10 protein-coding genes are annotated in these 13,943 nt (G+C 66.3%); all 10 read left to right on the forward strand.

The annotated features are described in order from the left end of the window. Positions 1–28 precede the first annotated feature (28 nt). Positions 29–1,054 carry an ABC transporter substrate-binding protein gene (locus tag AC1DZY_RS02485; protein WP_476818470.1) on the forward strand — a complete coding sequence of 342 codons (1,026 nt, stop codon included), beginning with the start codon at positions 29–31 and terminating at the stop codon, positions 1,052–1,054. Positions 1,055–1,185: 131 nt separating this feature from the next. After that, entirely contained in the window at positions 1,186–2,037 is an 852-nt protein-coding gene (locus AC1DZY_RS02490; protein ID WP_476818471.1) for an ImuA family protein, read from the forward strand. Further along, positions 1,943–3,487, forward strand: a complete 1,545-nt coding sequence (locus AC1DZY_RS02495; RefSeq protein WP_476818472.1) for a Y-family DNA polymerase — start codon at positions 1,943–1,945, stop codon at positions 3,485–3,487. The genes AC1DZY_RS02490 and AC1DZY_RS02495 overlap by 95 nt, the downstream gene beginning before the upstream one ends. Then, entirely contained in the window at positions 3,484–7,095 is a 3,612-nt protein-coding gene (locus AC1DZY_RS02500; RefSeq protein ID WP_476818473.1) for an error-prone DNA polymerase, read from the forward strand. The genes AC1DZY_RS02495 and AC1DZY_RS02500 overlap by 4 nt, the downstream gene beginning before the upstream one ends. Positions 7,096–7,304: 209 nt before the next feature. Beyond that, positions 7,305–8,903 (forward strand): ABC transporter substrate-binding protein, encoded by a 1,599-nt coding sequence (locus tag AC1DZY_RS02505; RefSeq protein ID WP_476818474.1) that lies wholly within the window; start codon positions 7,305–7,307, stop codon positions 8,901–8,903. Between the two features lie 130 nt (positions 8,904–9,033). Continuing rightward, complete coding sequence (locus AC1DZY_RS02510; protein ID WP_476818475.1) at positions 9,034–9,987, forward strand: ABC transporter permease; 954 nt, start codon at positions 9,034–9,036, stop codon at positions 9,985–9,987. 1 nt (position 9,988) lies between these two features. Beyond that, positions 9,989–10,882, forward strand: a complete 894-nt coding sequence (locus AC1DZY_RS02515; protein ID WP_476818476.1) for an ABC transporter permease — start codon at positions 9,989–9,991, stop codon at positions 10,880–10,882. A 4-nt stretch (positions 10,883–10,886) separates the two neighbouring features. Next, positions 10,887–11,912 (forward strand): ABC transporter ATP-binding protein, encoded by a 1,026-nt coding sequence (locus tag AC1DZY_RS02520; RefSeq protein WP_476818477.1) that lies wholly within the window; start codon positions 10,887–10,889, stop codon positions 11,910–11,912. Then, complete coding sequence (locus tag AC1DZY_RS02525; protein ID WP_476818478.1) at positions 11,909–12,889, forward strand: ABC transporter ATP-binding protein; 981 nt, start codon at positions 11,909–11,911, stop codon at positions 12,887–12,889. The genes AC1DZY_RS02520 and AC1DZY_RS02525 overlap by 4 nt, the downstream gene beginning before the upstream one ends. Before the next feature lie 181 nt (positions 12,890–13,070). After that, entirely contained in the window at positions 13,071–13,856 is a 786-nt protein-coding gene (locus tag AC1DZY_RS02530) for an SDR family oxidoreductase (RefSeq protein ID WP_476818479.1), read from the forward strand. Positions 13,857–13,943 lie beyond the last annotated feature (87 nt).

Below are 13,943 nucleotides of genomic sequence, written 5' to 3' on the forward strand. Positions count from 1 at the left end.
AATCACGATCTCAACAAAGGGGACCAAGATGCTGAAAAGATTCGCAGCGACGCTCATCGCCGGCCTTGCTTTCACAGGCCTTGCCCAGGCGCAGGAGACCACGGTCAAGTTCACCCTGGGCTGGAAGACGCAAGGCTCCGACGCTGCCTTCTTCGTCGCCAGGGACAAGGGCTACTACAAGGCCGAAGGGCTGAACGTCGTCATCGACCAGGGCGAGGGCTCGGGCGCGACCGTGACCCGCATCATGGGCGGCGCCTACGACGCAGGCTTCGGCGACGTCAACGCCATCATCCAGAACGCCTCCGCCAAGCCCGGCGAAGCGCCGGTGATGGTCTACATGATCTGGAACCGGCCGCCCTTCGCCATCTCCAGCAAGAAGGCCGCTGGCATCGCCAAACCCAAGGATCTCGAAGGCAAGACGCTGGGCGGCGCGCAGGGCACCCCGACGACCCGCCTGCTCGAGGTCTTCGCCCGCAAGAACGGGCTCGACATGAGCAAGATCAAGCTCTCCAACATGGCGCCGAACCTGCAGGAGCCTCTGCTGATCAAGGGCGACATCGACGGCGCGCTGATCTTCAACATCACCGGCTATTTCAACCTCTTGCTCAACCGTCAGGACCCCGACAGGGACTTCAATTTCCTCAGCTTCGGCGACTATGGGCTGGATCTCTACTCCAACGGCCTGATGGTCTCTCAGAAGATGATCAGGGAGAATCCGAAGGCGGTCGCCGGTCTCGTTAGAGCTACCAACAAGGCCATGATCGAGATCGCCAAGGACCAGTCCATCGGCATGAAGGGCGTGATGAACTTCGACAATCTCGTCGACGAGAAAATCGAGAAGCGGCGTCTGCAATACTCCTTCACCGAACTCATGGTCTCGCCCGAGATGAAGGAGATCGGCGTCGGCGACACCAGGGAAGACCGCATGGCCAGCGCCATCGGCATCATCGTCGAGGGCTACCAGCTCGCCCGCACGCCCAAGCCCGAGGAGATCTTCTCGCGCGCCTTCCTGCCGCCCAAGGCGGAGCGCGAGCTGGTCTACACCGCGAACTGATCCGTAGATCCATTATCCGACCGTCCGAGACCCGGTCCCGTGAGGGGCCGGGTTTTTTTATGCCGAAAGAGGCGACTCGCCTTCGCTCGCGGCTCGCTCTATAAAAGAACAAATAAAGAACACGAGTTTCCATGCGGACCCAACCAAACCCGTTCGTCTTGGCCGATCTGCGCCGCCATCTTGCCGACGCGGCGCTGCGTTGCGTGCCGCCTGAGGTCGGGCAGGTCGCGTTCGGCGCGGGCCGTGTCGATGAGGCGCTCGGCGGCGGCATCGCGCGTGCGGCGCTTCACGAAATCTATGCGTCCGGCACTGCCGATCTCGCTGCCGCGACCGGCTTTGCGGTGGGGATGGCGCTGCGGGCAGCCGGGCAGCGCCCGATCCTCTGGGTCAGGCAGGACTATCTCGACGCCGAGGCCGGCCGCCTGCATCCACCGGGGCTCGCCGAACTCGGTCTTGATCCTGCCCGCATCCTTTTGGTGCGCGCCCGCGATGCGCAGGGCGTGCTGCGTGCCGGCGCTGAAGCCGCGCGCTGTCCGGCGCTGGGCGCGGCCCTGATCGAACCCTGGGGCGAACCGCGCCAGCTCGACCTGACGGCGAGCCGGCGGCTGGCGCTGGCGGCGGAGGGCTCCGGCGTCACCACGGTGCTGCTGCGCGCCTCGACTTTGCAGAAGGCCAGCGCCGCCCGGACGCGCTGGCTGGTCGGTGCGCTGCCGTCGCGGGCGCGGGAGGCGAATGCGCCGGGCGATCCGGCTTTCAGCATCAGGCTTTTACGCCATCGCGGCGGCCTCGGTGAGCATGAGTGGCGTGTGGAGTGGGACCGTGACCGACAATCCTTCCAGGACCGGGAATTTCAGGAAGCACCCCCTCAGCAATCCAGAGCCAACCCCGATGCCGCGCCGTTACCTCGCTCTGTGGTTCCCTTTCCTGCCGACCGACCGGCTGCGGCGGGAGGGGCGGATCCCGGTATCCGGCGCACCGGATGAGCCTCCGCTCGTCGTCGTCGAGACGGTTCGCAATGCGCTGCGGCTCGTCGATTGCGACCAGCGCGCAGTGGTGCAGGGTCTGACGCGTGGCTTGACGCTGGCCGATGCCCGAGCCCGCATCCCCGGCCTTGTCGTGGTCGATGCGGAGCCGCAGGCCGACCGGCGCTTCATCGACCGGTTGGCCGCCTTCTGCGAACGCTTCACGCCGCTGGTTGCGCTGGACGCACCCGATGGTCTGATGCTGGACATCACCGGCTGCGCCCATCTCTTCGGCGGGGAGGCGGAGCTTTATGCAAGCCTGGGCGCACGCATGCACCGCTCTGGCCTGTCGCTGCGTGCAGCCATCGCCGGAACGCCGGAAGCGGCCCGCGCCATATCGCGCTTCGGGGCAGTGGGCATCGTGGCGCCGGGGCAGGATGAAGCCATGACGCGGGCCCTGCCGGTTGCCGCGCTCGGCGTCTCGCAGGAGACGGTGATCGCCCTGTCGCGGGCTGGGCTTAAGACGATCCGCGATCTCGCCGAGCGCCCGTCCGTCGCCCTCTCGGCCCGCTTCGGCGAGGATATCGTCACGCGGCTGCGTCGCACGCTCGGCCATGAGGACGCCCGCATCACGCCTTTGCGGCCGCCGCCCGACTGCGTCGTCGAGCGGCATTTCGCCGAGCCCCTGCTGGACTCCGACAGCCTCGAGGATGTCGTGACGAGGCTGATCGGCGAAGCCGCGCGCGTGCTGGAGCAGCGCGGCGAGGGCGGGCGCGTCTTCGAGATCGGCTTTTTCCGCAGCGATGGCGCGGTCAGGCGGCTCGTCGTCGAAACCGGCCGGCCCTCGCGCGACGCCAGGGCGATCCTCAGGCTGTACCGCGAGCGCATCGACACGCTGGCCGATCCGCTCGACCCCGGCTTCGGTTTCGATGCCATCCGGCTGGCCGTGCCGGTCTGCGAGCCCCTGAACGAAGCGCAGCAAAGCCTCGACCGGCGCGCGGTCGAGGACGAGGCGGTGGCGGATCTGGTCGACAGACTCGTCGCCCGTTTCGGCCACGACCGGGTGCTGCGCTTCGTCGCGCAGGACAGCCATGACCCGCGTCGCGAGGCTGTCGCGGTGCCGGTCGCCGTGCCACGGCAGGGCGTTGCATGGCCCGCCCCGGAACCCGACGAGCCGCCGGCTCGCCCGCTCCAGCTTTTCGAGCCGCCGCAGCCGGTCGAAGCGATTGCCGAGGTGCCAGACGGCCCGCCGATCCGCTTTCGCTGGCGTCGTCTCCTGCACGATGTCGCCCGCGCCGAGGGGCCGGAGCGGATCGCCCCGGAATGGTGGCGCGACGGTTCGACCGAGCCGATGCGCGACTATTACCGCGTCGAGGATGTGCAGGGACGCCGCTTCTGGCTTTTCCGCACCGGCTTTCACGAGCCGGAAAGCGAGCCGCCGCGCTGGTTCCTGCACGGGCTCTTCGCATGAATCGATCTGGCAGCCCTTACGCGGAACTCGTTGCCGCGACGAATTTTTCTTTCCTGCGCGGCGCTTCGCCCGGCCCCAATCTGGTGCTGACGGCGCTGCTGCTCGGGCATGCCGGCCTCGGCATCGCCGACCGCAACACGGTCGCTGGCGTGGTGCGCGCCTGGAGCGCGCTGAGGGACCTGCGCGAGGACGGCCTGCCCGCGCCCGAAAAGATCCGTGAGGGCGGCAGCCCCGGCGAATATCTCTGGCTGGAGAACCCGGCCTTCGCCGATCTGCCCTTCACCGCGCCGCAGCTTCAGGCGATGGCGAAAAGCTTCAGGCTCGTCACCGGCAGCCGGCTCGTCTTTGCCGACGGCACGCCCGACATCGTCGTCTACCCCGCCAACCGGCTCGGTTGGGGCAGACTCTGCCGTTTGCTGAGCTCCGGAAATCAGAAGGAGGGGGTGAAGAAAGGCGATTGCCTGCTCCATCTCGACGACCTGATGTCGGATGCGCGCGATCTCCTGTTGATCGTCATGCCCGGCAAGGGCCTCGATGCGCTTCCCGGCCATCTCGCCCGGCTCGCTGAGGCCGCACCCGGCGCGGTCTGGCTCGGAGCGAGCATGCATCGCCGTGGCGACGACCGCCGCAGGCTCGCCCGCTTGAAGGCGATTGCGGCCCAGACCCGCACGCCGCTGCTGGCGACCAACGACGTGCTCTACGACTCAGCCTGCCAGCGCGACCTGCAGGATCTCATGACCTGCATCCGTGAAGGCGTCACCATCGACAGGGCAGGGCGTTTGCTTGAAGCCAATGCCGAGCGCCACCTCAAGACGGCGCGGGAGATGGCGCGGTTGTTCCGCGATGCGCCTGAAGCCATCGAGGAGACCGGTCATCTGCTCGCACGGATCGAGTTCGATCTCGGCCAGCTGAAATATGAATATCCCGATGAGCCGGTGCCGCCGGGCTGGAGAGCGCAGGGCTGGCTGGAGGAACTCGTCAGGCGGCGCAGCGAAATCCGTTACCCTTTGGGTGTGCCTAACAAGGTCCGGGACCTGCTGGTGCGGGAACTCTCCCTGATCCAGACGCTCGACTATGCCCGCTATTTCCTGACCATCCGCCAGATCGTCGAATTCGCCGATAGCCGCGGCATCCTCTGCCAGGGCAGGGGGTCGGCCGCCAATTCCGCAGTCTGTTACGTGCTCGGGATCACGGCGGTCGATCCGGCCGAAAGCGATGTGCTGTTCGAGCGCTTCATCTCGACCGAGCGCAAGGAACCGCCCGATATCGACGTCGATTTCGAGCATGAGCGGCGCGAGGAGGTGATCCAGTGGATCTACGAGAAATATGGCCGCCATCGCGCCGGCATCGCCGCGACGGTGATCCGCTATCGCCCCCGTAGCGCCATTCACGACATCGGCAAGGCGCTCGGTCTGACAGAGGATGTCACGGCCAAGCTCGCCGGCACGCAATGGGGCTCATGGGGCACCGAAATATCCGACCGGCATGTCCGCCAGGCCGGGCTCGATCCGGCGAATCCCGTGATCGGCCGCGCTGTTGGTTTCGCTTTGCGGCTGCTCGGCTTCCCGCGCCATCTCTCGCAGCATGTCGGCGGCTTCGTGCTGGCGCGCGGCCGCCTCGACGAGACAGTGCCGATCGGAAACGCAGCGATGGACGACCGCACCTTCATCGAATGGGACAAGGACGACATCGATGCGTTGAAACTGATGAAGGTCGATGTGCTGGCATTGGGCATGCTGACCTGCATCCGAAAAGCCTTCGATCTGCTGCGCGAGCATGAAGAAGACAAGGATTGGGGTCTCGCCGACGTTCCCAAGGACGACGCGCCGACCTACGACATGCTCTGCGAGGGAAAATCGCTCGGCGTCTTCCAGGTCGAGAGCCGGGCGCAGATGAATATGTTGCCCCGGCTGAAGCCGCGCATTCTCTACGATCTCGTCATCCAGGTGGCGATCGTCCGTCCCGGCCCGATCCAGGGCGACATGGTGCATCCCTATCTCAGACGGCGAGCCGGCATCGAGACCGTAACCTATCCTTCGCCATCACCGGAGCATGGCGAGAAAGACGAACTGTTCGAGGTCCTGAACAAGACCAAGGGCGTACCGCTCTTCCAGGAGCAGGCGATGCGGCTCGCCATGGTCGCGGCGAAGTTCACAGACATCGAGGCCAATGGCCTGCGCCGCGCCATGGCGACCTTCCGCAATGTCGGCACCATCGGCCAGTTCGAGGAGAAGATGGTCGGCCGCATGGTGACGCGCGGCTATGAACGCGATTTCGCCCAGCGCTGCTTCGACCAGATCAAGGGTTTCGGCAGCTATGGCTTCCCCGAGAGCCACGCGGCCTCCTTCGCCAAGCTGGTCTACATCTCGTCTTATCTGAAAAGGCACCATCCGGCGGCCTTCGCCTGCGCGCTTCTGAATTCACAGCCGATGGGTTTTTATGCGCCGGCGCAGATCGTGCGCGAGGCGCAGGATTATGGCGGCGTCGAGCCCCGCGCGATCGACGTGAATCTGAGCGACTGGGACAATGCGCTGGAGCGGACCAAACTCGGGAGCTCTCATGTCGATAATTTTGCCGGAAGAGGCGCGGGGAACCCTCTCCCGAAGGAAGAGGGCAGGGTGAGGGGGCGGACGTTCTCCGCATCGAGCGCGACCTCACCGCAGCATCCTTTGGGCCAGCGCCTTCCTGGTCCAGCGGCCGTCATCTCACCCCTGCCCCTCTCCTTACAGGAGAGGGGTTCTTCCAGCGCCTGTACTGACCATGCGGTCAGTGAACCGAAACAAAAATATCCATTCGCGCTCCGCCTGGGCTTTCGCCAGATCGACGGCTTCGCCGAGGCATGGGGGTTGGCGATCGAGGGCGCGCGCGGCGAAGGCTATCGCGACGTCGAAGACCTGATGCGCCGCGCCAACCTGCCGGCGCGCGCCATGCGCCTGCTCGCCGACGCCGACGCGTTCCGGTCCATGGGGCTCGACCGGCGCGAGGCGCTCTGGGCGGTGCGTCGCCTGCCCGACGGCGAGGCGCTGCCGCTGTTTGCCGCCGCCGATGCACAGGAACTTGGGACAGAGCCCGACATTGCGCTGCCGCAGATGACGCTGCCCGAGCATATCGTCGCCGACTACCAGACGGCGCGCCTTTCGCTGAAGGGGCATCCGATGCAGATACTGCGGCCGCGCTTCCGCCGCGAGGGCATTTTGAGCAGTGCCGAAGCCGATGCGAAACCCGACGCGGCTTTCGCGCGGGTCGCCGGCGTCGTTTTGGTGCGTCAGCGGCCGGGCAACGGCAAGGCGATCTTCGTCACGCTGGAGGACGAGACCGGCGTGACCAATGTCGTGCTCTGGGCCAGGCTGTTCGAGCGTTTTCGCCGCGAGGTCATGGCGGCGCGGCTGCTGCTGGTCGAGGGTCGGATGCAGAAGTCGCCGGAAGGCGTGACCCATCTGATGGCGCAGCGCGTGATCGACCGAACGTCTGATCTGCTCGGCCTCTCCGATACGCACCGCGCCGAGATCGCCATGACCCGGGCCGACGAGTTCCTGCATCCGCAGATCCCGCGCGGCCGCCATCCGCGCAATGTCCGCATCCTGCCGAAATCACGCGATTTTCACTGAACGGGTCGCCCGGCACCTACGATATGCTTGCCTGTTATTTAAGCAGCGATGGCTGCTGAAATAACAGGCAATCCAGTCGCGGTCCTTTGCGCTGCGATTCAGGCCCTGCACGTTGCCCTATTGCACGCAGGATCGAGCAGGCCCTGCCTCCAGCACTGGCACAGCCCTTGCTCATGCAACTTCGAAATCGTCCATTTCGGAGTTGCCCGATGATCCGTTCCGCTCTCGCTTTGTCCCTTGCGGCTGGCCTCACTCTCGCAGCCCAGTCGGCGCTAGCTCAGGGCACTCTGCGCATCGGCATGACGGCGTCCGATATCCCCCTGACCACCGGCCAGACCGATCAGGGCGGCGAGGGCATGCGCTTCATGGGCTATACGGTCTATGACGGCCTCATCAACTGGGACCTCAGCAAGGCCGACAAGGCCTCCGACCTCGTTCCGGGCCTCGCCACGAGCTGGGCCGTCGACGCCACCGACAAGACCAAATGGACCTTCGTCCTGCGTGAAGGCGTGAAATTCCATGACGGCTCGGAATTCACGGCCGACGCCGTGGTCTGGAACCTCGACAAGCTCCTGAAGAACGATGCGCCGCAATTCGACCAGCGCCAGGCGGCGCAGGGCCGTTCGCGCATTCCCGCCGTCGGCACTTACAAGGTCATCGACAAGTACAAGGTCGAGATCGTCACCAAGACGCCCGACGCGACGCTGCCCTACCAGATCGCCTGGATCATGATGTCCTCGCCGGCGCAGTGGGAAAAGCTCGGCAAGAGCTGGGACGCCTTCGCCAAGACCCCGTCGGGCACCGGCCCCTGGCAGCTCACCGCCTTCCAGCCGCGCGAGCGCGCCGAACTCTCGCCGTTCCCCGGCTATTGGGACAAGCCGCGCGTGCCCAAGCTCGACAAGCTCGTGCTGCTGCCGCTGCCCGAGGCCAATGCGCGGGCCGCAGCGCTGCGTTCGGGACAGGTCGACTGGATCGAGGCGCCGTCGCCTGATCTCGTGCCCTCGCTCAAGACAGCCGGCTTCCAGATCATCACCAATGCCTATCCGCACAACTGGACCTGGCATCTCTCCCGCGTCGAGGGTTCGCCCTGGAACGACATCCGCATCCGCAAGGCCGCCAATCTCGCCGTCGACCGCGAGGGGCTGAAGGAACTGCTGAGCGGGCTGATGATCCCGGCTCAGGGTTTCTACCCGCCCGGCCACCAGTGGTTCGGCAACCCGACCTTCAAGCTGAAATACGACCCCGAGGCGGCAAAGAAGCTGCTTGCCGAGGCCGGCTTCTCGCCAGCCAAGCCGGTGACGACCAAGATCCTGATCGCGCCGTCTGGTTCCGGCCAGATGCAGCCGCTGCCGATGAACGAGTTCGTGCAGCAGAACCTCGCCGAGGTCGGCATCAAGATCGACTTCGAGGTCGTCGAGTGGAACACGCTGATCAACATCTGGCGCGCCGGCGCCAAGCATGAATCCTCGCGCGGCGCGACCGGGATGAACTACACCTATTTCATCCAGGACCCCTTCACCGGCCTGGTCCGCCACCTCCAGTGCAATCTCCAGCCGCCGGCCGGGACGAACTGGGGCTATTACTGCGATCCCGAGATGGACAAGCTGTTCGAGCAGGTCCGCAACACCTTCGATTCTGCCGAGCAGACCAAGGTGCTCCAGAAGATTCACGAGAAATACGTCGACGAGGCGCTGTTCCTGATGGTGACGCACGACGTCAACCCGCGTGCGCTCAGCCCCAAGGTGAAGGGGTTCATTCAGGCCCAGAACTGGTTCCAGGACTTTTCGCCGATCACGATGGCGAAGTGAGGGGCGGGATGGCTGCGTTTCCGATGGGCGTCATTCTCGGGCGAAGCGAAGCGCAGACCCGAGAACCTCGTGACGAGAAAGCACTGCTTTCCAAGATGGTCGGGTCAAGCCCGACCATGACGGCTCCCCCATGCTGACCTACCTCGCCAAGCGCATTCTCTATGTCCTTCCGGTAGCGCTCGGCGTCAGCGTGTTCTGCTTTCTGCTGGTGCATATTGCGCCGGGCGATCCGCTGACCTCGATCCTGCCGCCTGATGCCTCGCAGGCGACGCAGGACGAGATGCGCAAGATCTACGGCTTCGACCGGCCGTTGCCGATCCAGTTCGCGCTCTGGCTGATGAAGGCGCTGCAGGGCGATCTCGGGACCTCGATCGCCACGGGGCGGCCGGTCGCGGCGGAAGTCTGGCGTGCGGTGGGCAACACGCTGCTGATCGCGTTGCTGGCGACGGTGATCGGTTTCCTGCTCGGCTCGTTCTTCGGCTTCGTCGCCGGTTATTTCCGCGGCTCGGTCCTCGACAAACTCGCCTCGATGCTCGCTGTACTGGGCGTCTCCGTGCCGCATTACTGGTTGGGCATGGTGATGGTCATCGTCTTCTCGGTGCAACTCGGCTGGTTGCCGCCGGGCGGCGCGGGGCCGGGCGGCTCGGCTGCCTGGATCTGGAACTGGGAGCATGTCAGCTACATGATCCTGCCGGCGGTCACGATGTCGGTGATCCCGATGGGCATCATCGCCCGCACCGTGCGCGCGCTTGTCGCCGACATCCTGAACCAGGAATTCGTGCCTGCCTTGCGGGCGAAAGGGCTGATGGATTTCGGCGTGTTCAAGCATGTCGTGAAGAACGCCGCGCCGACCGCGCTCGCCGTGATGGGCCTCCAGCTCGGCTATCTGCTCGGCGGCTCGATCCTGATCGAGACCGTGTTCTCCTGGCCCGGCACCGGCTTCCTGCTCGGCAACGCCATCTTCCAGCGTGACCTGCCGCTGCTGCAGGGCACGATCCTGGTGCTGGCGATGTTCTTCGTCGGCCTGAACGTGCTGGTCGACATCGTGCAGGGCCTGCTCGATCCGCGTGTCCGGAGGAGCTGAGATGGCCGCGATCACAGACAGCGTCGCGCTCGCCATCGCCCCGCCGCTGGCAAAATCGCCGGGCTACTGGGCTGGCGTGTTCAGGCGCTTCAGGAGGGACAAGGTCGCGGTCGCGGCCGGCATCGTCGTGCTGGCGATCATCCTGATGGCGGTCTTCGCCGATTATATCGCGCCGGCCGACCCGACCCGCTCCTCGATGCTGCGGCGCCTGCGCCCGATCGGCACGCCGGGCTATCCGCTTGGCGCCGACGAACTCGGCCGCGACATGCTCTCGCGCCTGATCTTCGGGGCGAGGCTCTCGCTGTTCATGGGCGTGGTGCCGGTCCTCATCGCCTTCGTCTTCGGTTCCGTCATCGGCGTCGCGGCGGGCTTCTTCGGCGGCAAGTTCAACACCATCACCATGCGCACGGTCGATATCTTCTACGCCTTCCCCTCGGTGCTGCTTGCGATAGCACTGTCGGGCGCGATGGGAGCAGGCATCGCCAATTCGCTGCTCTCGCTGACCATCGTCTTCATACCGCCGATCGCACGCATCGCCGAGAGCGTGACGACGCAGGTCCGCTCTATGGACTATGTCGAGGCGGCGCGCGCCAGCGGCGCAGGCTCGGGCACGATCATCCGCGTCCATGTGCTGGGCAATGTTCTCGGCCCGATCTTCGTCTATGCGACCAGCCTGATCTCGGTCTCGATGATCCTGGCCTCGGGCCTCTCATTTCTTGGTCTGGGCACGAAGCCGCCGACGCCGGAATGGGGCCTGATGCTGAACACGCTGCGCACCGCGATCTATGTCCAGCCCTGGGTCGCGGCCCTGCCGGGGGCTGCGATCTTCATCACCTCGATCTCGTTCAACCTGCTCTCCGACGGCCTGCGCTCGGCGATGGATGTGAAGGGCTGATCCCGTGCTGGAAACCACACCCGACCGAGGCGGCGCCGGCACACCCCTGCTCGAAGCCCGCACCCTGACAAAGCATTTCCCGATCGGCCGCGGCGCCGTCGTGCGCGCTGTCGATGGCGTCGATTTTTCGGTGCTGAAAGGGGAGACGCTCGGCGTCGTCGGCGAATCCGGCTGCGGCAAGTCGACCACGGCGCGCGTCGTGATGCAGCTCATCGCGCAGGACAAGGGCGAGATGCTGTTCGACGGCGAGATCGTCGGCGGCGTTTCGCTCTCGCTGAAGGAATATCGCCGCCAGGCGCAGATGGTCTTCCAGGACAGCTATGCCTCGCTGAACCCGCGCCTGACCATCGAGGATTCGATCGCCTTCGGGCCGACCGTGCACGGCGTCTCGAAGGGGGCCGCGATCCTGCGCGCCCGCGACCTGCTCCAGCGCGTCGGGCTCGACCCGGCGCGCTTTGCGGCGCGCTATCCCCATGAGCTCTCGGGCGGCCAGCGCCAGCGCGTCAACATCGCGCGCGCGCTCGCGCTCGGCCCGCGTCTCGTCATCCTCGATGAAGCTGTCTCGGCGCTCGACAAATCGGTCGAGGCGCAGGTGCTCAACCTGCTGGCGGATCTGCGCGAGGAGTTCGGCCTGACCTACATCTTCATCTCGCACGACCTCAACGTCGTCCGCTTCATCAGCGACCGCGTCATGGTGATGTATCTCGGCGAGGTCGTGGAGATCGGCCCGGTCGACGAACTCTACGACGATCCGCGCCATCCCTATACCCGGGCGCTGCTCTCGGCGATGCCGTCGATGGACCCCGACAACCGGACCATGGAAGCGCCCCTCGCGGGCGATCCGCCCAACCCGATCAACCCGCCCGACGGCTGTCGCTTCCACCCGCGCTGCCCGCAGGCCCAGACAATCTGCGCCAAGGTCAAGCCGGTGCTGGCGACGGCGGGCGAGGGCGCGCGTCAGGTCGCCTGCCACATGGAGGTCGCGGGCTCCGGTCACAGCCGCGCGCCAAAGCTTGAGGAGGCCGCGTGAGCACGCCGCTCGTCGCCATCGAAAACCTCACCGTGCGCTTTCGCGGCGCGCAGACCGTCCACGCGGTCAACGGCGTCTCGCTGACGCTGGAACACGGCAAGGTGCTGGGCATCCTCGGCGAATCCGGCTCCGGCAAAAGCGTGACGCTCAAGACGCTGCTGCGCCTGCTGCCCGAAAGCCGCACCGATATCGGCGGCAAGGTTCAGGTCGACGGGCGCGACGTGCTCGCGCTGAACCCGGCGGAACTCTCGGCCTATCGCGGGCGTGTCACCTCGATGATCTTCCAGGACCCGGCGCTGGCGCTGGACCCGGTCTACACCGTGGGCGAGCAGATTGCCGAGGCGATCGTCCGTCACGAGAAGGTGTCCCGGAAAGTCGCGATGGCCCGCGCGCTCGAATTGCTGGAGCTCGTGCGCATTCCCTCGCCGGAGCGCCGCCTGAAAGCCTATCCGCATGAAATGTCGGGCGGCATGCGCCAGCGCGCCATGATCGCGCTCGCGCTCGCCGCACGGCCGAAGCTGCTGCTCGCCGACGAGCCGACGACGGCGCTCGACGCCACCGTGCAGATCCAGATCCTGCTGCTGCTGCGCCAGCTCCAGCGCGACATGGGCATGGGCATGCTCTTCGTCACGCACGATATCGGCGTCGCCGTCGAGGTCTCGGACCGGCTCGCCGTGATGTATGCCGGCCAGATCGTCGAGACCGGCACGGTGCGCGAGCTCATCCGCGATCCGCAGCACCCCTACACCAGGGGCTTGCTGGCCGCCAACCTTCATGGCGCCCGGAAGGGCGAGCGGCTGGAAGCGATCCCCGGCGCGCCGCCGGCGCTCGGCGAGCCGCCGAACTCCTGCTCCTTCGCGCCGCGCTGCAAGCACGCCCAGGAACGCTGCCGGGCGGAATTGCCGCCGGCTGTCCTTCTCGGGGAAGGGCGTATCATCCGCTGTGTGCTGGCGGACGACGCGCTCGAACTCGTCTGAACGCGAGCCGACGCGCCGGCGCAGCCCCACATCCCGATCGATCTCAACGTCGAGGGCGTCGGCCATGCCATCGTCGTGGCCCAGCCTGACGCCGCACTCATTCCCTTGGCGCGAGCGAGCCGCTATCAGCGTCAGCCAGGGCGCGCGGTAGCTGCGTCGATCGAACCCGACGGAGCAGACCATGGATCTCGGCCTTCACGACAAGCGCGCTCTGGTGCTGGGCGCGAGCCGCGGCCTCGGCGCGGCGATCGCGCGCACGCTCGCAGCCGAGGGCGCGACCGTGATCGCGGCTGCCCGCAATACGGCCGCCATCGACGCCTGGGCCGCCGAACTCCCTGCCGATGTGAGCAAGCGGGTGCAGGCGGCAAAGGTCGATCTCGGCGATTTCGCCTCCGTCGAGGCGCTGCTGGCCACGCTCAAGGAGCAGGGCGGCGTCGATATCCTGATCGGCAATTCCGGCGGCCCGCCGCCGGCCGAGGCGCGCGAAGCCAAGCGCGACGACTGGCTCAAGCATTTCGAGGGGATGGCGGCAAACCTATTCCATGTCGCGCAGGCGCTGTTGCCCGGCATGGCCGAGCGCGGCTTTGGCCGTATCATCACCATCGCCTCGTCAGGCGTCGAGCAGCCGATACCGCGTCTGGCGCTTTCGAACGGTATCCGCTCGGCCGTGATCGGCTGGTCCAAGACACTGTCCGCCGAGGTCGCCGCGCAAGGCATCACCGTCAATGTCGTGCTGCCCGGCCGCATCCACACCGAGCGCGTCGACCAGCTCGACAAGGCCGCCGCCGACCGCACCGGCACGACGCCGGAGGAGACCGCCAAGGCCTCGCGCGCCACGATTCCCGTTGGCCGTTACGGCACCGCGCAGGAGTTCGCCGACGTCGTGACCTTCCTCGCGAGCACGCGGGCGAGCTATGTCACCGGCGCGAAGATCCGCATCGATGGCGGCTCAACGCGTGGGATTTGAGCCGAAAAGGCCACCGCAGCAACATTCTTCTCCATTGGAAGTGAAATAAGAAAAACCACGCTACCTGCTGTGAATTGATCATTCAGG

This window comes from Allobosea sp. P2_A10 (assembly GCF_056405115.1).

Bases quoted from the DNA above. Each gene is read 5' to 3' on its own strand.
- AC1DZY_RS02485 (WP_476818470.1), top strand. From the start codon at position 29: ATGCTGAAAAGATTCGCAGCGACGCTCATCGCCGGCCTTGCTTTCACA.
- AC1DZY_RS02490 (WP_476818471.1), top strand. From the start codon at position 1,186: ATGCGGACCCAACCAAACCCGTTCGTCTTGGCCGATCTGCGCCGCCAT.
- AC1DZY_RS02495 (WP_476818472.1), top strand. From the start codon at position 1,943: ATGCCGCGCCGTTACCTCGCTCTGTGGTTCCCTTTCCTGCCGACCGAC.
- AC1DZY_RS02500 (WP_476818473.1), top strand. From the start codon at position 3,484: ATGAATCGATCTGGCAGCCCTTACGCGGAACTCGTTGCCGCGACGAAT.
- AC1DZY_RS02505 (WP_476818474.1), top strand. From the start codon at position 7,305: ATGATCCGTTCCGCTCTCGCTTTGTCCCTTGCGGCTGGCCTCACTCTC.
- AC1DZY_RS02510 (WP_476818475.1), top strand. From the start codon at position 9,034: ATGCTGACCTACCTCGCCAAGCGCATTCTCTATGTCCTTCCGGTAGCG.
- AC1DZY_RS02515 (WP_476818476.1), top strand. From the start codon at position 9,989: ATGGCCGCGATCACAGACAGCGTCGCGCTCGCCATCGCCCCGCCGCTG.
- AC1DZY_RS02530 (WP_476818479.1), top strand. From the start codon at position 13,071: ATGGATCTCGGCCTTCACGACAAGCGCGCTCTGGTGCTGGGCGCGAGC.